This window comes from Eubacterium ventriosum (assembly GCF_025150745.1).
In the GTDB taxonomy this organism is placed as follows: Bacteria; Bacillota; Clostridia; order Lachnospirales; family Lachnospiraceae; genus Eubacterium_G; species Eubacterium_G ventriosum.
The window spans coordinates 2,242,113-2,265,632 of sequence record NZ_CP102282.1; the positions used below are offsets into that span (position 1 = coordinate 2,242,113).

The following is a 23,520-nucleotide window of genomic DNA, read 5'->3' on the forward strand; positions in this document are numbered from 1 at the left end:
CTGCATATCTATGCTTTAAAATCAAATTGTACATTAATATTTTTGAAATTCTGTGAACTATTTATTACATATTCTAAATAATCCTTTAATCTTATAAGATGTACTCTATTATCACTTTTTAAATATATGATTTTTCTATATATGTCATTTATTTTTGAAACGGGTGGATCAGCCGGTCCGATTACGAACAGTTCATTATATTTCTGCTCTTTTACTTTTCTAATTAATTGAACCACTGATTCTGTAGCCATTTCAAGCTCTGATTCCCCGGAACATTGTAACAAAACCGATACCATGTTTGCAACCGGCGGATATCCCATAAGCTTTCTATAAACTATTTCCTGCTCAAAAAACTCATCATAATCCTGGTGACTTGCAGCTATTATACTGTAATTATCCGGTGCATAAGTCTGTATTACTACCTCTCCCGGATTTTTACCACGGCCTGCCCTTCCTGCTGCCTGACATAAAAGCTGAAATGTTTTTTCTGCCGCAGTATAATCTGATGCATACAAAGACATATCTGCTGCAAGCACTCCAACTAAAGTAACATCAGGAAAATCATGCCCTTTTACTATCATCTGCGTTCCAACCAAAATATCTGCCTGATGGTTGGCAAAGGCTGACAGGATTTCATCGTGACTACCCTTAGTTGATGTTGTATCCGCATCCATTCTGAGAACTCTTGCTGTAGGACATAACTGTTTTATAAGCATTTCTATTTTTTGAGTTCCTATTCCAAATCCTCCTAAGTATGTTGAACCACATTCAGGACATTTGGTTGGAAGCTTTGTTGTGTAGCCACAATAATGGCACACTAGCTTCTTGTTATTATGAAGTTTCAGTGTAACATCACAATGAGGACATTTTATTGCTTTTCCACAATCCCTGCAGGAAACAAATCCCGCAAATCCTCTTCTATTAATAAAAAGCATTGTCTGCTCTTTTTTCTCTAATCTGTCATTAATTAATGTTTGAAGTTTATTACTGAAAATAGATTTATTTCCCTGCTGTAACTCTTCCCTTAAATCTACAATTGATACTGATGGAAGATTGCCTTTCTCTCTTGTTGTTAACTTATGAAGAATATAGGTTCCATTCTTAGCCTTATAATAAGATTCAAGAGATGGCGTTGCCGAGCCTAAAACCACTGTTGCACCTGTGTCATATGCTCTCTTCTGCGCCACTTCAATAGCATGATATTTAGGAACCGATTCACTTTTGTAAGCACTTTCGTGTTCTTCGTCTATTACTATTAATCCCAAATTGGAAAAAGGCGTAAACAAAGCTGATCTTGGACCTATCATTATGGTTACGTCACCATTTTTCGCTCTTTCAAACTGGTCGTAACGCTCTCCTGATGACAGCCTTGAATTTATTATTGATACCTTTTCTTTAAATCTTCTTGTAAATCTCATTACAGTCTGATATGTAAGGGCAATTTCAGGAATCAGAACAATTACTGATTTGCCTTTTTTAATAGTATAATCTATTAAATCCATATAAACTTCTGTTTTTCCACTTCCTGTAATTCCATGAATAAGATGCACATTCACTTTGTCTTTTTTCTTAAAATCCATTGTTTCCTTAATTGCTTCTGAAACTTTTCTCTGATTTTCATTAAGAACTATGTCATATTCAGGCTGTTCTTTTAATTCAATAGGATTTCTGTAATTAATTGTTTTCTCAATTACAATGTCCCCTAACTGTTCCATTGACTTAAGAGTACTTGGTGAAACATTTAATTTATCTACCACAAGCTCTCTTGCCATTCTGTTGTTTATCTTTAATTCTTCTAACAACCTAAGTCTTGCTTTTGCATTTTTCTTTTTATATTGTTTTATTTTTTCTTCCAGTTGTTCACTGTTCAAATTTAATACTATTGTCTTTTTTTCAATATTTCTAATCTTATTCTTTACCGGTATTACAGTTTTTAATGCCTGATTCATTGTGGAGCCGTAATTTTCTTTAATCCAATAAGCCAAATTAATTAACTGACTTTCAACCTTGGCTGCTCCCTCTTCAACTGCCATAATCTCTTTCATTTTTGATATGTCAAAAGATGGCTGGTCTGTTATTTCAATTACATAGCCTTTTATATGTCTGTTGCCTTTACCAAATGGTATGGTAACAGCGGTTCCTACCGTAATCTCTTTTTCCAATTCATCAGGTATAATATATCCAAAGGGTCGATCTAACTTTTCGTGTGAAATGTCTACAATGACATTGGCAAACTTCATATTCTCATTAAACCTCCCTTCAAATATTTTTAATCTTGTATAAGCTATTTGAGCCTATCATATTCGACAGGCTCAAAAATTTTATTTGTTTAATTCAACGCTTCTTAAGCAGTTTACCAAAAGCATTGTTACTGTCATTGGTCCTACGCCACCAGGTACAGGTGTAATGGCTGATGCCACTTTTGAAACTGATTCAAAATCAACATCACCACATAACTTACCATTTTCATCTCTGTCCATTCCAACATCGATTACAACAGCGCCTTCTTTCACGTAATCTGCTGTTACAAACTTAGCTTTTCCTATTGCTGCCACAATAATGTCTGCTCTCTTTGTAACCTCTTTTAAATCTTTAGTTCTTGAATGTGCAATAGTAACTGTTGCATTTTCCTTAAGCATTAACATAGCCATTGGTTTTCCAACAATATTGCTTCTTCCAATAACCACACATTCCTTACCTTCAATATCAATATCTGTTCTTTTAATCATTTCAATAATTCCAGCAGGTGTACAAGGTAAAAATGTATCTTCACCTATTACCATCTTTCCAACATTTACAGGATGAAAACCATCCACATCTTTTGTGCTGTCAATTGTAAGAAGAACCTTGCTTTCATCAATATGTTTAGGAAGTGGTAACTGAACTAAAATACCGTTAACATTTTTGTCTTCATTTAATTCCTTAACAACATTTAAAAGCTCTTCTTCTGTTGTTTCTTCAGGTAATGCTAAAGTCTTTGAGTTTATGCCAACATATTCACAAGCTTTCTCTTTGTTTCTAACATAAACTGCTGATGCAGGATCATTTCCTACTTTTACTACTGCAAGAGTAATCTCAATTCCCTGCTCTTTGTATTTTGCAACCTTTTCTTTTAATTCATTCTTAATGTCTAATGAAATCTGTTTTCCGTCTATAATTTTTGCCATTTCTTTATTGCCTAAAAGGCTCCTCCACTTTTGTATACTTTAGAATAATCCTGTGATTTTTCCATCGTCTGTTAAGTCTATTCCAAATGCTGCAGGAGACTTTGATAAGCCAGGCATTGTCATAATGCTACCTGTCAATGCAACTACAAATCCTGCACCTGCTGAAACATAAACGTCACGAATATTAATCTTAAATCCTGTAGGTCTTCCTAACTTAGTCTTATCATCTGAGAATGAGAACTGGTTCTTTGCCATACATACAGGATATTCTTTGTATCCCATTTTTTCAATATTTGCAATAGCTTTCTCGGCTTCAGGAGAATATGTAACACCATCTGCTCCGTAAATCTTTGTTGCTATTGTTTCAATCTTTTCTTTGATTGACATATCATCAGGATAAAGAGGTGCATAGTTAGATGGCTTGTTTTCAATAGTTTCAATAACTTTTTCTGCTAATGCCTTTCCACCTTCTCCACCTTTAGCCCAAACTTCTGCTAATGCAAATTCGCATCCTCTTTCTTCGCAGAAATTCTTAATATATTCATATTCTGCTTCTGTATCTGTAATAAACTGATTTAATGTTACAACTACAGGAACTCCGAATAACTGAAGATTTTCAATATGTTTTTCAAGGTTTACAATACCTTTCTTTAATGCGTCAAGATTTTCTTCTGATAACTGGTCTTTTGGAACTCCACCGTTGTATTTTAATGCTCTAACTGTTGCTACTAATACAACACAGTCAGGCTTAAGACCTGCTTTTCTGCACTTAATGTCCATAAACTTTTCAGCACCGAGGTCAGCACCAAAACCTGCTTCTGTTATAACATAATCAGCCATCTTTAATGCTGTCTTTGTAGCCTTAACCGAGTTGCATCCATGAGCAATATTTGCAAAAGGTCCACCGTGAACTAATGCCGGTGTATGCTCTAATGTCTGAATAATGTTAGGCTTCATTGCATCTTTAAGAAGTGCTGCCATTGCGCCAACTGCCTTAACGTCTTTTGCTGTAACAGGCTGTCCGTCATATGTGTATGCAACAATAATCTTTCCTAATCTTTCTTTTAAATCCGCATAGCTTGTTGCAAGACAAAGAATTGCCATAATTTCTGACGCAACAGTAATTACAAAATGGTCTTCTCTTACTGTTCCGTCTACTTTTCTGCCCAGACCAACAACAACGTTTCTTAAAACTCTGTCGTTCATGTCAACGCATCTCTTCCAAACAACCTGATTAGGATCAATGTTTAATACGTTGCCCTGCTGAATTGAATTATCAAGCATTGCAGCCAATAAGTTATTAGCTGATGTGATAGCATGAAAGTCACCTGTAAAATGAAGGTTCATATCTTCCATTGGCACAACCTGTGCATATCCGCCACCTGCTGCTCCACCTTTAATACCAAAACATGGTCCAAGTGATGGTTCTCTAAGCGCGATAACTGCTTTCTTATTTAACTGACCAAAAGCTTCTCCAAGTCCAACTGTTACAGTTGTTTTTCCTTCACCGGCAGGAGTTGGGTTAATTGCTGTTACAAGAATCAGTTTTCCATCTTCATTGTCTTTGATTTTTTCATAGTATTCATTGGAAATTTTTGCCTTATACTTTCCGTATAATTCAATGTCATCTTCTGTAATTCCTAACTGTTCTGCCACGTTCTTAATTGGCATCATTTCAGCTTTCTGTGCGATTTCAATATCAGTCTTCATCTTTTTTCCTCTCTTTCACAACATCATTTTTGCTTACTGACCACCGTTAACCATTTGCTCAAAGGCTTCAATGGACATAATAACCTTTCTTGGTTTGTTTGACTCTTCCTGTCCTACAACTCCTGCATCATAAAGCTGTTCCATAATTCTTGCAGCCCTGTTGAAACCAACTTTAAACTGTCTTTGAATCATACTTGTAGAACCTTTTTGCTTCTCAATACATAATCTTCCTGCTTGGGCAAAATAAGGATCTAACTCTCCTCCGTTTGCCATTGCTTCCTGATCCGTTGTAAGTTTTGCATCAATGGTATCGTCATATTCTGCCTCACCACTATGCTCTTTTATATAATTAACGGTATCTGAAATTTCTTTTTCTGAAACGTAAGCTCCCTGTATTCTTACAGGTTTAACGTAACCTGCAGGATAAAACAGCATGTCACCGTTTCCTAAAAGCTTTTCTGCACCGTTCATATCAATAATAGTACGTGAATCCGTACCTGATGCAACTGTTAATGCTACTCTTGATGGAATGTTAGCCTTAATCAGACCTGTAATAACATCAACAGAAGGTCTTTGAGTTGCAATAACCATATGAATCCCCGCTGCTCTTGCAAGCTGTGCAAGACGACATATTGCCTCTTCAACTTCTTTTGCAGCAACCATCATAAGGTCAGCCAACTCATCTATTATAATAAGAATCTGAGGCATTTTTTCAACCTGTTCATCTTCTGAATAGTCGCCACTTTCCACTTTGGCATTATAGCTTGAAATGTCTCTTGCTCCAATATTGGCAAATTTCTTGTATCTTGTTGTCATTTCAGCAACTGCCCAATTTAAAATTCCAGCAGCCTTCTTTGGATCTGTAACAACATCGTACAACAAATGTGGAATCTTATTATATACCTGAAATTCTACCACCTTAGGATCAATTACAATAATTCGTACTTCCTCAGGTGTTGTTCTATATAGAATACTCATTAAAATTGAGTTTGTAAATACTGATTTACCTGAGCCTGTTGTTCCTGCTATAAGCATATGTGGCATCTTTGCAATATCTGCCACAACAACTCGTCCTGCAATATCCTTACCTGCCGGAAAAGCAAGTTTAGATTTATGCTCTTTAAGTTCCTTAGACATAAGCAACTCTTTCAGATACACTGTATCTCTGCTGTCGTTAGGTATTTCAATTCCCACTGCTGCCTTGCCCGGAATTGGTGCTTCAATACGAATATCTGCTGCTGCCATATTAAGCTTAATATCATCAGCCAAACCTGTTATTCTGCTAACCTTTGTTCCCATTTCAGGCTGCAATTCATATCTTGTAACTGAAGGTCCCTTGCTTACATTAGTAACTTCAACTTTTACACCAAAATTAGTCAAAACTTCTTTAAGCTTGTTAGCTGTCTGCATTAATACAGCCTTTGTTGTTCCATTAGAACTTCCAGGATTGTCCGCCAATAACTTGTATGGTGGTTTCTTGTAGCTCATTTTTTTCTTCTTTGGTGCTATTATTTTTCCTTCGGAAGAATTTTTCTTTACCTCAGTCTGCGCTGTTACACCTGATTGCTGCATATTCTCAGCCTCTAAATCAATCACTGCATCACTCTGTCCGGCTGTAGCATTTGCACATGACGAAACACTTGTTCCTGATGTTCCCCCTATTCCTGATGCAGCCTGTGCCATTCCATATGGTTTGCGTTTCATTGCATCCTTTGCAGACTGACTTACAATAATTCTCTCTTTTGGAACAAATTCTCCATTTAAAACAGATTCATCATTCAAACTTTCTTCACCTGAATTGTAACTCTCTTCCGGCTCATATGCCATAGGTTCAGGCTCATCCAATCCTTCAATCTTAATCTGCTTGTTTCCTGCCATTTCTTCATATGTATATGTAACAGGATCCTGTTCCATCTCTTTAAGTGGCTGCTCATCAATACCTTCTATATGTATCTCATGAACATCCTGATTCTTATCCTCAGCTTTGCCACTTTCAGCAGCTTCAGGCTCAATTATTGTGTCTTTAAAATTAACTCCAACAGCCTTCTGTTTTTTCTTTTCAAGACGTCTCTGTTCCCTAATAAGATTGTTCTCTTCTCTTCTATTATTGGCTTCTTCTTTGGCACTCTTATAAGCTTTCTCGCCATTCTTCTTAATAACAGACATAATTGACTTCTCTGTTAAAATCACAACTGAAATCATAAGCAATACTATTGCAATAATATAAGCGCCTGTTAACCCTAATAATGAATGTAATGTCTTCCCTAGGACACTTCCTATAAAGCCTCCACCAAACTCATTAGCTGCACCAACTTTGTAATAATGTGAATATTTATCGTTATCACTACCATAAGCTATTAAGTGGAACAATAATGTCCCATCCATAAAAAACAATAAAAATCCTGTTATTTTTGAAACAACTAAAATGTTAGCTTCATTATACGCCATTAGTCCTACTACTATTACAAGTATAATTGGAAAAACGTATCCCATTGAGCCAAAAACCCCAAGCATTACACCTCTAAGAGTATTTCCCACAATTCCGCAAATTCCAAAATTGCTTAAAAAGAGTAAAAGTGAAACTGCCACAAAAATCCAAAGATACACTTCCTTAACGATTTTTTCATTTTTCTTTGCCAGTTCAGCTTTTCTCTTTCTTTCGGCTGCATTTTGTCTTCTTGTTTCTGCTGCTTTTTTAGCACTAGTTGAACTACTTTTGCTTGTATTTGTAGTCTTTTTTTTAGCTGTAGCCTTTTTAGTATTTGATTTTTTGCCATTACTCTTTGATGTTGTATTGGCCACTTTTCACACCTCGTTTTTAATTTATACTTATTCCTCTTATTCTCTTCTTATTGTAATTCTATTGTAATTTAAATCTAATTATTTAATTACAAATGATGCAATAATGGCTACCAAACCTACTACTGCACAATAATATGAGAAATACTTAAATTTTTTATTTCTAACTACTACTAACATAGTCTTAATACATATGTAACCTACAACTGCTGCAACAATCATTCCCACTACATATGATGCCACACCTGTTGTTGCCATATCTTTTCCCATATCAGGAATTTCTAAAACTGCTGCACCAAGTATAGCCGGAATAGACATTATAAATGAATATTTTACTACAAAATCTCTTCTTAATCCACATAAAAGTCCTGCAACAATTGTTGTTCCTGAGCGTGATAATCCCGGCAATGTTGCTATTCCCTGACAGATTCCCATAAATACTGCATTAAAATAACTTGTATTCTTTGGTGTCTTCTGTCCGTCAGGCATCTGATCTGATATAAAAAGTAAAACTGCTGTAACAAGCAAGCATATGCCCGGAATAATAAGCGTATCACTTGCGTTGCTTACTAATTCCTTTCCAAGATATCCAATAATTCCTGTTGGTATAGTTGACACAATTACAAGAAGTGCGAACTTTCTATATGCTGTTCTTATAACCCTTATGTATTCTACAGGTTCTTTTTTATTCTTGCTTCTAAAAAATCTGTAAACATTAACACATGAATCTGCTACAATTCCTACTCCGTCTACAAAAAGTCTTAAAATATCTTTCCAGAAAACTATAAAAACTGCAATTAATGTTCCTATATGAAGAAAAACATCAAATGATATACCTACTTCATCCATTCCAAACAATTTCTGAAAGATTGCTAAATGTCCTGAACTACTAATTGGCAGGAACTCTGCTATCCCCTGAATAATTCCTAATAGTATTGCTTCTAATATTCCCATAATAATCTCCTAAACTCTTTTGTAACCATAGTCTTTATTATTGTACTATTAAATCGATTTCAATTCAAGAAGATAAAAAAGCTGTGAACACAAGGCCTTAAAACAAGCACTGTGCCACAGCTTATATTTATCTTCTTATATTCATTACATTCCTAAGAATTTCTTTACGATATCCTTCATTCCTGCTACTTCACATAAGTTGTTATGTCTGATTTCTGCATTTCTGATTTCTTCAATAGCATTAGGGACTTTTACATTTCCAATCTTAGATAATTCATCAACTAATTCAAAGTCACCCATTGAGTCATATTTTGGATCAATAGCATTCATTACGCTTCTTGTGAATTTGAATGGACTTGCTGTTGAAGCAATTACAGTTACATTGTCATCCTTTGTTTCTTTCTTGTATTTTTCATATACAGATGCTGCAACTGCTGTATGAGTATCCATAACATATCCTGTTTCTTCATAAATCTTCTTAATGATTGCTGCTGTTTCTTCTTCTGAAGCATAATTTCCATAGAAGTCAGCTAATTTAGCTTTCATTTCAGGTGTAATAGAATACTTTCCGTCTTTTGAAAGTTCTTCCATCATCTTCTTGTTAGCTTCCGCATCATCTCCTGCAATTCTATAAATCAATCTTTCAAGGTTACTTGAAATAAGAATATCCATTGATGGTGAGTTTGTAAGAATAAATTCTCTGTTCTTGTCGTATTCACCTGTTGTAAAGAAATCATATAATACTCTGTTTTCGTTTGATGCACAGATTAACTTATCAATTGGAAGTCCCATGTTCTTAGCATAATAAGCTGCTAAAATATTTCCAAAATTTCCTGTAGGAACTACAACATTAATCTTCTGGTCTTTGCTTACTTTTCCTTCTGCAAATAATTTTGCGTAAGCATATACATAATATGCCACCTGCGGAATAAGACGTCCAATGTTAATTGAGTTAGCTGATGAGAACTGAAATCCCTTTTCATCCATTTCTTTTGCAAGCTCTTTATCACCGAAAATAGCCTTAACCGCACTCTGTGCCTGGTCAAAGTTTCCTTCAATTGCAACAACGTATGTATTGTCACCCTTCTGTGTTACCATCTGTTTTTCCTGAATTGGACTAACACCACCGTTAGGATAGAAAACAATTATTCTTGTTCCCGGCACATCTGCAAAACCTGCCATAGCAGCTTTTCCTGTATCTCCTGATGTAGCTGTTAAAATTACTATTTCATTCTTTACACCATTCTTCTTAGCTGATGTTGTAAGAAGATGTGGTAAAATTGATAAAGCCATATCCTTGAAAGCAATAGTCTTGCCATGGAATAATTCAAGGAAATATGTTCCTTCAACTTCTGCCAAAGGTGCAATTTCTTCTGTATCAAATTTTGAATCATATGCATTGTTGATACAATTCTTTAATTCTTCTTCCGTAAAATCTGTGAAGTATAATTTCATAACTTCATATGCAACCTGCTGATATGTCATCTTAGATAATTCTTCAACTGTTACATCAAGTGCCGGTATTTCCAAAGGAACAAAAAGTCCGCCGTCATCTGCCAATCCCTTTAAGATTGCTTCTGATGCCTTTAAAGTTCCTTCTGTGCTTCTAGTACTCTTATAAAGTATTTCTTTCATCATTGTCTCCTTTTACATTCATTGCCACAAAATAGTTGCGTATTACTTAGCATTATTTATGTAATTAATTAATCCACCGTTTGAAATAATCTTCTGCATAAACTCAGGGAAAGCCTGTCCTTTGTACTCTGTTCCCTTAGTTTTGTTATAAATCATTCCACTGTCAAAATCAACTTCAACCTGGTCTCCTTCTTCGATACCCTTTGCTGCTTCAGGGCATTCAATAATAGGTAAACCAATGTTAATGGCATTACGATAAAAAATTCTTGCAAATGTTTCTGCAATAACACAACTTACTCCTGCTGCCTTAATAGCGATAGGTGCATGTTCTCTTGATGAACCACATCCAAAGTTCTTATCTGCCACAATAATATCTCCCTTAGATACTTTGTTAACAAATTCTTTATCTATATCTTCCATACAATGCTTTGCAAGCTCTGATGGATCCGGAACATTTAAATATCTTGCCGGAATGATAACGTCTGTATCTACGTTGCTTCCAAATTTAAAAACTCTTCCTTCTGCTTTCATAATATGAACCCAGCCTTTCTATAAAATATCTACTATAATCCAAGTTCTTCCGGACCCGAAATCTTTCCTGTAATTGCACTTGCTGCAGCAACAGCAGGGCTTGCAAGATAAACTTCAGATTCAGGATCACCCATACGTCCTACAAAGTTTCTGTTAGTTGTAGCAACTGCTCTTTCACCCTTTGCAAGAATACCCATATGACCACCAAGACAAGGTCCGCAAGTTGGTGTACTTACAGCACATCCTGCCTTGATAAATGTTGTCATAATGCCTTCTTCAATACACTGTAAATAAATAGCCTGTGTTGCAGGGAAAACAATACATCTTACTCCCTTGGCTACTTCTCTGCCTTCTAAAATCTTAGCGGCTGTTCTCATATCTTCAATTCTACCATTAGTACATGAACCGATAACAACCTGATCAATCTTCACATCGCCAACTTCATCAATTGTACGTGTATTTTCAGGAAGATGTGGAAATGCTACTGTTGGTCTTAATGTACTTAAGTCAATAGTATATTCTTCATCATATTCTGCATCTTCATCTGCTTCATATACTGTATATTCTTTTGTTGAATGTTCTTTCATATATTCAATAGTCAAATCATCAACAGGGAAAATACCATTCTTTCCACCTGCTTCAATAGCCATGTTAGTCATGGCAAATCTGTCATCCATTGAAAGGTACTTAATACCGTCTCCAACAAATTCCATTGAACGGTATAAAGCTCCGTCCACACCGATTAAACCGATAATGTGAAGGATAACGTCTTTTCCGCTAACCCACTTAGCAGGCTTTCCTGTCAAATTAAACTTAATAGCTGATGGTACTTTAAACCAAGCCTTTCCTGTTGCCATACCGGCAGCCATGTCTGTACTACCTACACCTGTTGAAAATGCACCAAGTGCACCATATGTACATGTATGTGAATCTGCACCAATAACAACGTCACCAGCAACAACCAGACCTTTCTCAGGTAGTAAAGCATGTTCAATACCTACCCTTCCTGTTTCAAAATAATTAGTAATCTGATTTTCTTCTGCAAAATCTTTAACACACTTGTAAAGTTCTGCTGACTTGATGTCTTTATTTGGTGTAAAGTGGTCAGGTACTAATGCAATCTTATCTTTGCAAAAAACACAATCCACATTCATTTTTTTCATTTCACCAATAGCAACTGGAGCTGTAACGTCATTTCCAAGTACTAAATCTAAGTTAGCTTCAATTAACTGACCGGCTTTAACTTCATCAAGACCTGCATGTTTTGCAAGAATCTTCTGTGTCATTGTCATTCCCATAATGCTTTCCTCCTAGTTTATATTTAAGTTGCCACAAAACCTAAAGTTACGGCAAACCTAATTTTTATTATAATCCCTATTATTCTAAAACAAAAACATTTCTTAGTCAATGATGTAAAGCCACCATATCTTGATTTTAATTAATTACATTTCCATCTTTTAATCTAATTATTGCAACTCTTTGCTGTTGCCCAACGGATAATTCACCCGGCTTTTTATTTATATGTTCCTTTAACCCCATGTCTTCCAAAACTCTGTTGCTTTAATATTAGTGACATTATGCCTATAAATATTAACATTACAATAAAAAAACAGGCTACTATAACATAGAAGTCTGCATTTCTTATACCTTTTTGTAAAATTTTATTTTATAATAGTCTGTAAGTTTCTAAATAGCGGAGACGGTGGGATTCGAACCCACGTGCCCGGGTGGACAACTTGATTTCGAGTCAAGCTCGTTACGACCACTTCGATACGTCTCCATATTTTTACAACATTTATTTTATACCATATTTTGACTTTTGTTACAAGGAGATATTACAATGAGGTACAATTCCCTTAATTCATATTTAAAAGAAAAATTCGGATGCAAAATATATAAACTTGCCCTTTCAGGCGGTCTGTCCTGCCCTAATCGTGACGGAACCATTAGTACAGGAGGCTGTATCTTTTGCAGTAATGGTGGTTCAGGAGATTTTGCTGCGGACAAGATGTTGTCTATTACTGAGCAGATTGAAAGTGCCAAGAACAGAGTTTCAGCCAAAATCAAAAATGGAAAGTATATAGCTTATTTCCAGTCTTTCACTAATACTTATGGGGATATTGATTATCTTAGAAGTATCTTCACGGAAGCTATTAATCACCCGGATATTGTGGCTCTTTCCATTGGCACCAGACCTGATTGCCTTCCTGATGAAGTTTTAAACCTTCTAGGTGAATTAAACAAAATTAAGCCTGTGTGGGTTGAGCTTGGACTTCAGACCATTCACGAAAATACTGCCAAGTATATTAACCGTGGTTACACTTTGGACGTTTTTAATACAGCTGTTAATAACCTGAACAAAATTAACGTTGATGTTATTGTTCATTTAATTATCGGTCTTCCATTTGAATCCAAAGAGGATATTCTTGAAAGTGTTAAGTATGTTTCGTCTATGAATATTTCAGGCATAAAGCTTCAACTTTTACATGTATTAAAAAATACCCCTTTAGAAAAGGAGTATTCTTTAAATAAATTTGAAGTTCTGTCCATGGAAGAATATGTAAACATTATTGCTGAATGTTTACGTTATATTCCCAAAAGCATAGTTATCCATCGCCTAACCGGTGATGGTCCTAAATCAATTCTCGTTGCCCCTCTGTGGAGCGGTAACAAGAAAGCTGTTCTTAATTATATGAACAAGCGCTTCAATGAACTTAATGTTATCCAGGGAAGTCTTTGTTCTTAAGGTTGACTATTCTGTACTGTTTCCGGAATAGTTTCATTCTCATTAACATTCTCTGAAACAGGTGAAGTCTCCTCACCTGTTTCAGTTTCCATATTTTCTGTAGATGATTCGCTTCCAATCTCTGTTGTTTCCTCAATTATTGCTGATTCCGTTTCTCCTGTAGGTTCTTCCGGAACAACATTTATTTCATCATCAATTTCAATATCCGGCTCAACATCTATCTTTGTTTTTTCAACCTGTTTAATAAGTATAAATATGCTCTTCTTGCACATTTTCTTAATACTTACTTTTTCTTTCTTAGCAATCTTTATACAAAGAGCTGCCTTACCTTCTGAAACCTTATTCTTCTTAGCTACTTTCTTTATTTTTTCATTGCTAACACAATTCTGATAAATTGTTGCACATTTTACTTTTTTATCTTTCTTTATCTGCTTTGTGTAGCCTTTTACTTCTTTAAGCTTTTCTTTTCCGGCCTTGCCATCTTCAGTAACTACTGAAACAAGCATTGCACTGTTGTCTTTCTTAAGATATCCTTTCTTTTTTAAGCCTGACACAACCATTTCGACAGCTTCGCCATAAGTTGTATCATCTTTTAATTTTTTCTTAACCTTTTTAACTACTTTCTTTGCATCCTTGTTTGATGCTTTAATACTTTCAACCGTATTATCTTTCTTTACTTTCATTGTAATGCTTGGATTTACGTCTATTGTAATTGTAAAAGCTGTAGCCATCTTTGGATCCGGTGCCGTTGGTGTAACGTTAGGCTTAAACCAAATTGATGACAATACTGCTACAAGCACTAAGCAGGCTACTACTGCAATAACCTGTGGAATCCATAAGTATTTGCCCTTGTCTTTTTTTTCTTCAAATAAAGGTTCGTTGTTAAACAAATTCTCTTCTGATTCTATTGGTTCAATTGGTTTTGCTAAAACCTTTTCTAAAATATCAGGAGCCATTTTGTCAAGTTCCTGATTTAATTTTTCTTTAATATCTTTTTCCTGCATAATGACCTCCTATTCTTTAATAAATTCCCTTAGTTTCTTTAATGACCTGTTATACTTTGAAAGAACCGTCGATAATGGTATTCCTGTTATTTTTGATATTTCCCTGTGTTTCAAACCATCAATCATATGTAATACTACAATTGTCCTTTCCTGTTTATTTAGGATTTCAAATGCCTTTTCTAAAACCATTTCATTCTCTACATCCTTATGTTGCTTAACTCCGGTTCCAAGTCCCTCTGAAACGTATTTTTCAACTTCATCAAAATCAACGCTTACACCTTTGGATTTCTTTCTTACAAAATCCAAGAACTGATTCTTCGCCACCGCACACATCCAGGTCATAGGTGTGCCCTGTTTTCTGTACAAATGACTTCCATTTCTTATTCTTATATATGTGTTCTGTAACAAATCTTCAGCATCTTCCTTATTCTTAGTCAGTGCCAAGAGAAAACCATATATTTGTCTGTATGATGCATAATACAATTCAGTAAAAGCGGCATCATCCCCATTTGCTATTTTTTCAAATAGTCCTTCATCAATGATATTAGTCTGTTCTTTCTCCATAATTAACCCTACTCTTCATTGGTCTGTTATATATAATACGTATGTAATTGCATTTTTATTGCAAACCTTTTTTAATTAATAATCTACTTGTGCCATATATAGATTATAATACATTCCTCTTTTTTCTAAAAGCTGTTTATGGCTTACTTCTTCCATTATTTTTTTAAAAAAAGCGGGTAAGCTAAAAAGCAGCCTACCCGCGTATGATTCAACTTCTACTCTAATAAGAATTATATACCAAACATATCCACTAAAGAGGGCTATGATTAGACTTATGTACCATTCTTATTATTAATAAAAATATTAGTTGTTGATTAACTTATCATTTTCATTGTTCCAGCTGTAAAGTTTTCTGATCTGTTCACCAACTTTTTCTGATGGATGTTCAGATGCTAACTTTCTCATAGCCTTGAAGTGTACCTGACGTCCTGCTGGTGACATATCAAGTAAGAATTCCTTAGCAAATGTTCCATCCTGGATATCTGTAAGAATCTGCTTCATAGCTTTCTTTGTTTCAGCAGTAACAATCTTTGGTCCTGTAATATAATCACCATATTCTGCTGTGTTTGAGATTGAATATCTCATTCCTGCAAAACCTGACTGATAAATTAAGTCAACGATTAATTTCATTTCATGAATACATTCGAAGTATGCATTTCTTGGATCATATCCAGCTTCGCATAATGTTTCGAAACCAGCCTGCATAAGTGCACAAACACCACCACAAAGTACTGCCTGTTCACCGAATAAGTCAGTTTCTGTTTCTGTTCTAAATGTTGTTTCAAGAACACCGGCTCTTGCTCCACCAATACCTAAAGCATAAGCTAATGCAATATCTAAAGCCTTACCTGTAGCATCCTGTTCAACAGCTACTAAACAAGGTGTTCCCTTACCTATCTGGTATTCTGAACGTACTGTATGACCTGGAGCCTTAGGAGCGATCATTGTTACATCAACATCCTTAGGTGGCTTAATACAACCAAAGTGAATATTGAAACCATGAGCGAACATTAACATATTACCTGCTTCAAGGTTTGGTTCGATATCTTTCTTATACATATCTGCCTGAAGTTCATCGTTAATAAGAATCATAATAATATCTGCTTTTTTAGCAGCTTCTGCAGCTGTATATACTTTAAATCCCTGCTTTTCAGCCTTAGGCCATGACTTACTTCCTTCATATAAACCAATGATAACATCACATCCTGATTCCTTTAAGTTTAATGCATGTGCATGTCCCTGGCTACCGTAACCGATAATAGCGATTTTCTTTCCATCTAATAATGAAAGGTTACAGTCTTCCTGATAATAAATTTTTGCTTCTGACATAATTATTGCCTCCATCTGTAAAAATGATTTATTATAATCTGTTAAAAACAGATATAAAACTACTTTTCTCCTCTTGCAAGACCTGTAATACCTGTTCTTACAAGTTCAAGGATTTCATAATCCTCTACTAAACTTAAAAATGCTTTAAGCTTAGACTGGCTACCTGTAATCTCAATCATAAGACTATCCTTAGCCACATCAACTATATTAGCTCTGAAGATTTCTGTAATAGATATTACCTGCTGTCTCTGTGCAGGCTCTGCCTTAATCTTTACAAGAATTAACTCTCTTGTAACTGAATCTGATGGCTCTAAAACGTCTACTCTACGAACATCTTCTAACTTTGTAATCTGTTTAACAATCTGTTCAAGGATATCATCATCACCTGTAACCACTATTGTCATTCTTGAATACTTCGGATTTTCTGTTTCACCAACAGTAAGACTGTCAATGTTGTAACCTCTTCTGCTGAATAATCCTGCTACTCTATTCAATACACCTGATGTATTGTCTACTAAAACTGATAATACTTTTTTGTTCATATGTATATCCTCTTTTCTTAGCGTTGTGCTCCTATAATCTTATCACATATGTATTTTTTGTCAATAAGTTAGGCACTGATGTACCTTGATTATTTTTAACCTTTTGTATGACAATTTTTAATCTGTAAAATGCTTAAAATCGCTACATTCGTGTTTATAGTTCAAACTCGACTATTGATTTTAATTCGTGTTCTTTTCGTTTTCAAAAGCATTGTGGTGTGCGAAAATCTTTTGCGCAATGCTTTCTATTGAAATCAACATAACTTTCGTGCAAAAATGTACCTAAAGTTATGAAATTCACAACATTTCATTATATGTTTCCTTTACTAATCATAACTTTACTTAAATTCTCTATCTAAAGTTATGAAAATATCATTCATTTTCTTGCTTATACATTCTTCAATTCATAACATTTAAATGAACGAACCGGACCAGCTAACACTGGTCCGGTTCATCTCAACACAATATCACATTGATTAAAAAATCATATATTTCTTATTTCATTCTTAAAGCTGTCTAGGGGACTTGAACCCCCGACCTCCGCCTTACCAAGGCGACGCTCTACCGACTGAGCCAAGACAGCTTATCTACAAAAGACTTAGAAAGTATATCATAATAGTTGTTTCTTAACAAGTCATTTTTCTTCTACTTTCCCATTCTCTGGCGTACTATTTCGTAAGCCAAAACTCCTGTTGCAACTGAAGCATTAAGGGAATCGATATCTCCAAACATTGGAATTGAAGCAACAAAGTCACACTTTTCTTTTACAAGTCTGCTGACTCCTTTGCCTTCGTTTCCGATCACAAGTCCAATTGAGCCTTTAAGGTCAAGGTCATACATTGTTGTTCCGCCCATGTCGGCGCAGACGAACCACATTCCCTCTTTCTTTAATTCTTCGATTGTCTTTGAAATGTTTGTTACTTTGGCAACAGGTGTATAGTTTAATGCGCCTGCTGATGTTTTTGCAACTGTTGCAGTAAGTCCTGAAGCACGATGTTTTGGAATAATTACGCCATGTGCTCCTGCAAGGTTTGCTGTTCTTATAATCGCACCAAGATTGTGAGGATCTTCAATATCATCAAGTAAGATTACAAAAGGTGATTCGCCTTTTTCTCTTGCCTTATCTAAGATTTCATCAACTGTAGCATACTCATAAGCAGCAAGATAGCCGATTACTCCCTGATGCTTTCCTGTTTCTGACATTTGATCAAGACGTTCTTTTTTAACATAGTTAATTACTGTGTCATGTTTTTTTGCTTCACGAAGCACTGTGTTCATTGAACCTTCTTTGCAATGTTCCAAAACAAAAAGCTTATCTATTGTTTTTCCGGCACGATATGCTTCTATTACCGCATTACGTCCTTCTAACGTAAATTCCTCGTATCTCATTTGCTATCTTCTTCCTTTTCTATAATACTTAAGCCTTCTTTAATTAAAAGCATCATTCTTTCAGACTTATTTGTTAAATACAGCCATCCCATTAAAGCTTCAAATCCTGTAGCTGTTCTGTAGTCAGACATTGACGCATTCTTTGCACGGGTTACTGCCTTGGCATTTCTGCCACGCTTGTAAATGGCAAGTTCCTGTTCAGTAAGCTTATCCATTATTGCAAAAATCATTTCTGCCTGAGTGTGTGCCTTTACAAGATTTGATGCTGCCTTATGAATCTTGTTAACCTGTCTGTTTGCCTGGTCAACAATTATGGTTCTAATTACGATTTCATAAATTCCATCGCCTATATATGCCAGAGTCAAAGGTGAATAATTAATTATGTCAATATCCTTTAACTCCATTGTATCTTTTATAATTTGGAACAAATCACTATGTTCCCCTAAAATTTTATTTTCTTCCATATTACCACTAATTAAGCTCTTGACCACTTTGTTCCTTCTCTTGTATCTTTTAATACAATTCCTTTTGCTGCCAATTCATCACGAATCTGATCAGCCATTGCAAAATCTCTATCTTTCTTTGCCTGAGCTCTCTTTGCAATCATTTCTTCAATGTAATCTTCATCGCCTACTTTTTCTTCTTCCTTTTCAAGAATAATTCCAAGTACATTGCAAAGCTTATCTAAAATTTCATATACACCTGCAGCAAATTCTTTTGTGCTTCCTTCATTTAAGTTACTGTTAGCAAACTTAACTAATTCAAATACTGCTGAAATTGCATTTGCTGTGTTGCAATCATCATCCATAGCTTCTTCAAACTTAGTAATATATTCTTTTGCTTCATCTAATAACTTAGCTTCTGCATCTGTAACTTTTCCGTCTTTGCCATTAGAAATAATATCTCTAATTTTTGCTCCTGATGTGATTATTCTTTCAAGTCCGTTCTTTGCTGATTCCATAAGGTCATCGCTAAAGTTAAGTGGGCTTCTGTAGTGTGCACTAAGCATAAAGAATCTTAAAACCTGAAGGTCATATTTTTCTGAAATATCTCTTACTGTAAAGAAATTGCCTAATGATTTTGACATCTTCTTATTGTTAATATTTAAGAAGCCATTATGCATCCAATATTTAGAGAATTCACATCCGTTTGCAGCTTCGCTCTGTGCAATTTCATTCTCATGATGTGGAAATATTAAATCCTCTCCACCTGCGTGAATGTCAATTTCATCTCCTAAATATTTCTTTGACATAACTGAACATTCAATATGCCATCCCGGTCTTCCGTCACTCCATGGTGATGGCCATGAAGGTTCTCCTTCTTTCTTAGGTTTCCAAAGCACGAAATCAAGAGGATCTTCCTTTGATTCTTCTCCTGCAACCTTTATATCTCTATGACCTGCTTCCAAATCATCAATATTCTTCTTTGAAAGTTTTCCATAATCCTTAAACTTTCTTGTTCTGTAATATACTGTTCCGTCAGCATCATAAGCATAACCCTTATCAATTAATGTTTTAATCATTTCAATCATTCCATCAATTTCCTGAGTTGCAAGTGGATGAGTTGTTGCAGGTTCAATATTTAAATCATGCATATCTTTCTTGCACTCTTTAATATATCTCTGTGAAATTTCTTCTGCTGTTGTTCCCTCTTCAATCGCTTTCTTGATAATCTTGTCATCTACATCAGTAAAGTTTGATACATAGTTAACATCGTATCCCTTATATTCCAAATATCTTCTGAAAGTGTCAAATATAATCATTGGTCTGGCATTTCCAATGTGAATAAGGTTATAAACTGTAGGTCCACAAACATACATTTTTACCTTTCCCTCTTCAAGAGGTACAAATTCTTCTTTTTTCTTTGTTAACGTATTGTATATTTTCATAGCTTTACTCCTTAATTTTGTTGTTAATTTGGTCTATCATTTCTCTAAGTTTTGTATTTTCGTCACTTAATCTCTTTAATTCATTCTGTACAGGATGTGGAATGTGAACCTGATCAAGATCATAACAAGGAACTGCCTCGTCATTTCTCTTAACTACAATTCCCGGAACTCCTACAACTGTAGAATAAGGTGGCACTTCTTCAAGTACAACAGAACCTGCTGCAATCTTTGAATTTCTGCCTATTGTAAAGGAACCAAGGACTTTTGCTCCTGCACCAACCAAAACGTTGTCTTCAAGCGTAGGATGACGCTTACCCTGTTCCTTTCCTGTTCCTCCAAGAGTAACTCCCTGATACAAAGTAATATTGTCACCTAAAATAGCTGTTTCACCAATAACAACGCCATGCCCATGGTCTATAAAAAGTCCCTTGCCAATCTTGGCACCCGGATGTATTTCTATTCCTGTCTTTCTGGCTGTTCTCTGAGAAATCCTTCTTGCCTTAAAAACCTTTCCCCGTTCATAAAGTTTGTGAGCCCTTCTATAATTATATATCGCCCAAAAACTAGGATAAAGTATAGCTTCAATGTCCTTCTTAATGGCCGGATCCCTATCCCTTATAACTTTAACTTCTTCTTTGTAATAACTCCAAAATCCCACTTTATACACACTTTCACTTTTTATTTATATATATATGTTAATATCTTACAAATAGTCATTAATAAAAAAGCTGTCCTTCTTACATACCAAAGGTAAACCTTCTATTATTTTGTAACCAAAAATATGAGCTGTCAACTCTCCAATAGTCAAATCAAACTCAATATCTTCCATTAACTGTTCTTCTTTTACTTTATCCAATTTTACATTACCGTGTCCATATGTCAATATAAAGCAACCGTTATTTTCCTCAAGAACCGGATCTGTAATCTTTAAAATCTTTCTTCCTTCTCCCTGAAATCCTAAAAGTCTTACTGTCTTTCTGATGTTTATGATTCTTGCCATAACATAAGGTTTTCCTGTGCTTTCAAGCCAGTTAAGACTCTGTATTGACGGATCAAGAACTTCTTCAAGGATTTCACCATCTATCCATATTCTATACCCTACAATAACCTTATTTTCAACATAAATATCAATGTCGCCACCTTCGATTTTTATAAGTTCATTAATCTTCTTAAAATAATCGCTGTCTTTTGCAAGGCTTACGCTATAATTTTTTTCCATTGATGCCTGAGCAAATATGGCAAGTCTGATTAAGTCTGACTTTTCAGCTTTTCTGTAAATAAGGGAATGAGTAGCTTTCTTTCTTTGATCAACAGGTTTTAAATCCTGCTTATCCATAACATATTCAAATCCCAATCCGCTATAAACCTTTGCCTTTCCTTCATCTGAAGGTATCAGATATGTGAAAGCTTCCATATCCATAAACATATCTTTTAGCAAATATTTAAATGTTTCTGACATAATTCCCTGTTTTCTATACTCTTCATAAGTACCAACACCATATATATAAATAATGTTTGTCTTTAGTTTTCCAAGTATAACTGTCTTTGGGATAAGATGAACACAATTCACTATCTTGTTATCTCTTTCATTTACAATAACATGATTGCCCGGCAATCTATTTTGAAAATAGTAATCAGTGTACTCTTTTGTATCATCAAAACAGTGCTCATATAATGGTCTGATATTTTGTTTTTCATTATTTTCAAGATATCTAATCATAACGTTTCCTAAGCCCTTTATTTTTGAATTATAGTATATTTTTCCACCATATAAATCGGATTATATGATAATTTTGATTTTCTAAGTCCTTCTAATCCCATATCATCTTCCCTGTTTTCTTTTCCTGCTTCAGGAAAAGCTTCTATCAGAAACTGGCTGCAAATATATGGATAAAGCCCTCTGATTTCAGGATTCGCCTTCTCAACCGGAATATAAACCATATCTTCCCTACTTTCGTAATTACCGATTGTAAAAGCTTCCAGCTTATTATCCACATAAACTGCGCCTATTTTATAATCAAACACTTCTTCATGTTCAAGAATATATTTAATTCCAACAGCTTCACTGTCAATAAATTCATGTTCCTCAGTATCACTCTTGTGCTTCTTCCAATCTTCTAAAAAATCCAATATTTCAGGTTCATCTTTTTTGCTTAAAAATTTAAACTCATATCTGCCTTCATATTCCCTCTTAAAAGCATTTAAGTGATTCTTCTTTTTGTGGTATTTTTTCCCGCTAAATGTACGTAATTTTTCAGCATCATAAACATAATCTGCATATGTTCTGTCAGGAACTACAACATATTCATCTTCCGGAAGTTGTAACAAGTCAACTGCTGCCCTGTCCACCACATACATAACAAGCTTCTTTTGAAGTACTTCATTAAAATACTTCTGAGTTTCAAGAAAACATTCTTTTAAATCTTCATCTTTGCAACAGGGTATTGAAGAATAATATTGTCCATCTTCACTTTTTGCTACCCACATCAATCCTTTATCATTAGTAAAATACCATGTTGGATAACAGTTAAGCCAAATGTATAAATCAAGTATATTGCTGTCTGCCGTCTCCGGCCTTCTCATCTGATAATATTCTTTTATACTATTATAATCCTCTATTCTTATTTCCTGTAAATTATATTCTTCCATTTTAATTTTCCAATAAGGCTATGGCCTGTGATGAAATACCAAGCCCTTCTCCTGTAAATCCAAGTCCTTCTTCTGTTGTTGCTTTGATACAAACCTTTGATGTATCTACGTTTAATGCCTTAGCAACATTTTTTATCATCTGTTCTCTGTATGGTGCAAGCTTTGGTCTCTGACAAATAATTGTTGCATCTATATTTCCAATTCTGTAATTGTTCTCATCTAAAAGTTTTCCAACATGTTTAAGTAATTCAATGCTTGATATATCCTTATATTTAGGATCAGTGTCCGGAAAATGTTTTCCTATATCTCCAAGTGCAGCTGCTCCAAGTAATGCGTCCATAATGGCATGTACTACAACATCCGCATCTGAATGACCAAGCAATCCCTTCTCATAAGAAATTTCCACTCCACCAAGTATTAATTTTCTATCTTCAACAAGCTTATGAACATCATAGCCCATTCCTATTCTCATATTACATTCACCTCGCTCAACGCACATTCTGTTTTAGTATACCACATTTTTCGATAAATGTATCAATAGAATAAAAAATGAAATAATTTTAGATAAAAAAAGGAATGTAAAAGTGATTCTGCCATTTTTACATTCCATATT

Annotated in this window: 20 protein-coding genes and 2 tRNA genes; 1 reads left to right on the forward strand and 21 read right to left on the reverse strand. The window is 34.9% G+C overall.

The window, feature by feature from the left end; genetic code table 11:
- Nucleotides 1-8 precede the first annotated feature (8 nt).
- The 9 genes from priA to NQ558_RS10100 form a co-directional block, all read right to left on the reverse strand.
- The gene (gene priA / locus NQ558_RS10060; protein ID WP_259907521.1) at nucleotides 9-2,240 is read right to left on the reverse strand and encodes a replication restart helicase PriA; all 2,232 of its coding nucleotides are present in this window, start codon (nucleotides 2,238-2,240) and stop codon (nucleotides 9-11) included.
- Between the two features lie 81 nt (nucleotides 2,241-2,321).
- Nucleotides 2,322-3,167: a bifunctional methylenetetrahydrofolate dehydrogenase/methenyltetrahydrofolate cyclohydrolase FolD gene (folD, locus tag NQ558_RS10065; RefSeq protein WP_005360716.1), complete on the reverse strand. Its 846-nt coding sequence runs from the start codon at nucleotides 3,165-3,167 to the stop codon at nucleotides 2,322-2,324.
- 39 nt (nucleotides 3,168-3,206) lie between these two features.
- Entirely contained in the window at nucleotides 3,207-4,877 is a 1,671-nt protein-coding gene (locus NQ558_RS10070) for a formate--tetrahydrofolate ligase (RefSeq protein WP_005360713.1), read from the reverse strand.
- A gap of 33 nt (nucleotides 4,878-4,910) precedes the next feature.
- On the reverse strand, nucleotides 4,911-7,679 hold the full coding sequence (locus NQ558_RS10075) for an FtsK/SpoIIIE family DNA translocase (RefSeq protein ID WP_050750953.1): 2,769 nt from the start codon (nucleotides 7,677-7,679) through the stop codon (nucleotides 4,911-4,913).
- Nucleotides 7,680-7,757: 78 nt separating this feature from the next.
- Nucleotides 7,758-8,630, reverse strand: coding sequence for an undecaprenyl-diphosphate phosphatase (locus NQ558_RS10080; protein WP_005360706.1), 873 nt, complete (start codon nucleotides 8,628-8,630; stop codon nucleotides 7,758-7,760).
- A gap of 144 nt (nucleotides 8,631-8,774) precedes the next feature.
- On the reverse strand, nucleotides 8,775-10,268 hold the full coding sequence (gene thrC / locus NQ558_RS10085) for a threonine synthase (RefSeq protein WP_005360703.1): 1,494 nt from the start codon (nucleotides 10,266-10,268) through the stop codon (nucleotides 8,775-8,777).
- Between the two features lie 39 nt (nucleotides 10,269-10,307).
- Nucleotides 10,308-10,796, reverse strand: coding sequence for a 3-isopropylmalate dehydratase small subunit (gene leuD / locus NQ558_RS10090; protein WP_005360702.1), 489 nt, complete (start codon nucleotides 10,794-10,796; stop codon nucleotides 10,308-10,310).
- Between the two features lie 32 nt (nucleotides 10,797-10,828).
- Nucleotides 10,829-12,094 carry a 3-isopropylmalate dehydratase large subunit gene (gene leuC / locus NQ558_RS10095; RefSeq protein ID WP_005360700.1) on the reverse strand — a complete coding sequence of 422 codons (1,266 nt, stop codon included), beginning with the start codon at nucleotides 12,092-12,094 and terminating at the stop codon, nucleotides 10,829-10,831.
- Nucleotides 12,095-12,490: 396 nt separating this feature from the next.
- Nucleotides 12,491-12,576, reverse strand: a tRNA-Ser gene (locus tag NQ558_RS10100).
- A gap of 60 nt (nucleotides 12,577-12,636) precedes the next feature.
- Between NQ558_RS10100 and NQ558_RS10105 the strand changes: the two genes are divergently transcribed.
- Nucleotides 12,637-13,542 (forward strand): tRNA modification radical SAM protein MnmL/YtqA, encoded by a 906-nt coding sequence (locus NQ558_RS10105; RefSeq protein WP_005360697.1) that lies wholly within the window; start codon nucleotides 12,637-12,639, stop codon nucleotides 13,540-13,542.
- Here the strand turns inward: NQ558_RS10105 and NQ558_RS10110 are convergent.
- The 12 genes from NQ558_RS10110 to ispF all read right to left on the reverse strand — a co-directional run bounded on the left by NQ558_RS10110 (nucleotide 13,539) and on the right by ispF (nucleotide 23,379).
- Nucleotides 13,539-14,546: an anti-sigma-I factor RsgI family protein gene (locus NQ558_RS10110; RefSeq protein WP_005360695.1), complete on the reverse strand. Its 1,008-nt coding sequence runs from the start codon at nucleotides 14,544-14,546 to the stop codon at nucleotides 13,539-13,541. The two genes, NQ558_RS10105 and NQ558_RS10110, sit on opposite strands and share 4 nt — an antisense overlap.
- A gap of 9 nt (nucleotides 14,547-14,555) precedes the next feature.
- The gene (locus NQ558_RS10115) at nucleotides 14,556-15,110 is read right to left on the reverse strand and encodes an RNA polymerase sigma factor (protein WP_005360693.1); all 555 of its coding nucleotides are present in this window, start codon (nucleotides 15,108-15,110) and stop codon (nucleotides 14,556-14,558) included.
- A 303-nt stretch (nucleotides 15,111-15,413) separates the two neighbouring features.
- Nucleotides 15,414-16,439: a ketol-acid reductoisomerase gene (ilvC, locus tag NQ558_RS10120; RefSeq protein ID WP_040446384.1), complete on the reverse strand. Its 1,026-nt coding sequence runs from the start codon at nucleotides 16,437-16,439 to the stop codon at nucleotides 15,414-15,416.
- Nucleotides 16,440-16,498: 59 nt separating this feature from the next.
- Nucleotides 16,499-16,981 (reverse strand): acetolactate synthase small subunit, encoded by a 483-nt coding sequence (ilvN, locus tag NQ558_RS10125; protein ID WP_005360691.1) that lies wholly within the window; start codon nucleotides 16,979-16,981, stop codon nucleotides 16,499-16,501.
- 510 nt (nucleotides 16,982-17,491) lie between these two features.
- Nucleotides 17,492-17,564 (reverse strand) — tRNA-Thr (locus NQ558_RS10130).
- Nucleotides 17,565-17,626: 62 nt separating this feature from the next.
- On the reverse strand, nucleotides 17,627-18,370 hold the full coding sequence (gene rlmB / locus NQ558_RS10135) for a 23S rRNA (guanosine(2251)-2'-O)-methyltransferase RlmB (RefSeq protein WP_005360690.1): 744 nt from the start codon (nucleotides 18,368-18,370) through the stop codon (nucleotides 17,627-17,629).
- Nucleotides 18,367-18,834: a Mini-ribonuclease 3 gene (locus NQ558_RS10140; protein ID WP_005360688.1), complete on the reverse strand. Its 468-nt coding sequence runs from the start codon at nucleotides 18,832-18,834 to the stop codon at nucleotides 18,367-18,369. The genes rlmB and NQ558_RS10140 overlap by 4 nt, the downstream gene beginning before the upstream one ends.
- Nucleotides 18,835-18,845: 11 nt before the next feature.
- Nucleotides 18,846-20,258 (reverse strand): cysteine--tRNA ligase, encoded by a 1,413-nt coding sequence (gene cysS / locus NQ558_RS10145; protein ID WP_005360687.1) that lies wholly within the window; start codon nucleotides 20,256-20,258, stop codon nucleotides 18,846-18,848.
- Nucleotides 20,259-20,262: 4 nt separating this feature from the next.
- Entirely contained in the window at nucleotides 20,263-20,925 is a 663-nt protein-coding gene (gene cysE / locus NQ558_RS10150; RefSeq protein ID WP_005360686.1) for a serine O-acetyltransferase, read from the reverse strand.
- Between the two features lie 36 nt (nucleotides 20,926-20,961).
- Nucleotides 20,962-21,978, reverse strand: a complete 1,017-nt coding sequence (locus NQ558_RS10155; protein ID WP_005360685.1) for a GNAT family N-acetyltransferase — start codon at nucleotides 21,976-21,978, stop codon at nucleotides 20,962-20,964.
- A gap of 17 nt (nucleotides 21,979-21,995) precedes the next feature.
- Nucleotides 21,996-22,907: a DUF2156 domain-containing protein gene (locus NQ558_RS10160; RefSeq protein ID WP_005360684.1), complete on the reverse strand. Its 912-nt coding sequence runs from the start codon at nucleotides 22,905-22,907 to the stop codon at nucleotides 21,996-21,998.
- Between the two features lies 1 nt (nucleotide 22,908).
- A complete protein-coding gene (gene ispF / locus NQ558_RS10165) occupies nucleotides 22,909-23,379 on the reverse strand; it encodes a 2-C-methyl-D-erythritol 2,4-cyclodiphosphate synthase (RefSeq protein ID WP_040446382.1) in 471 nt (156 codons plus the stop codon).
- Between the last annotated feature and the right edge of the window lie 141 nt (nucleotides 23,380-23,520).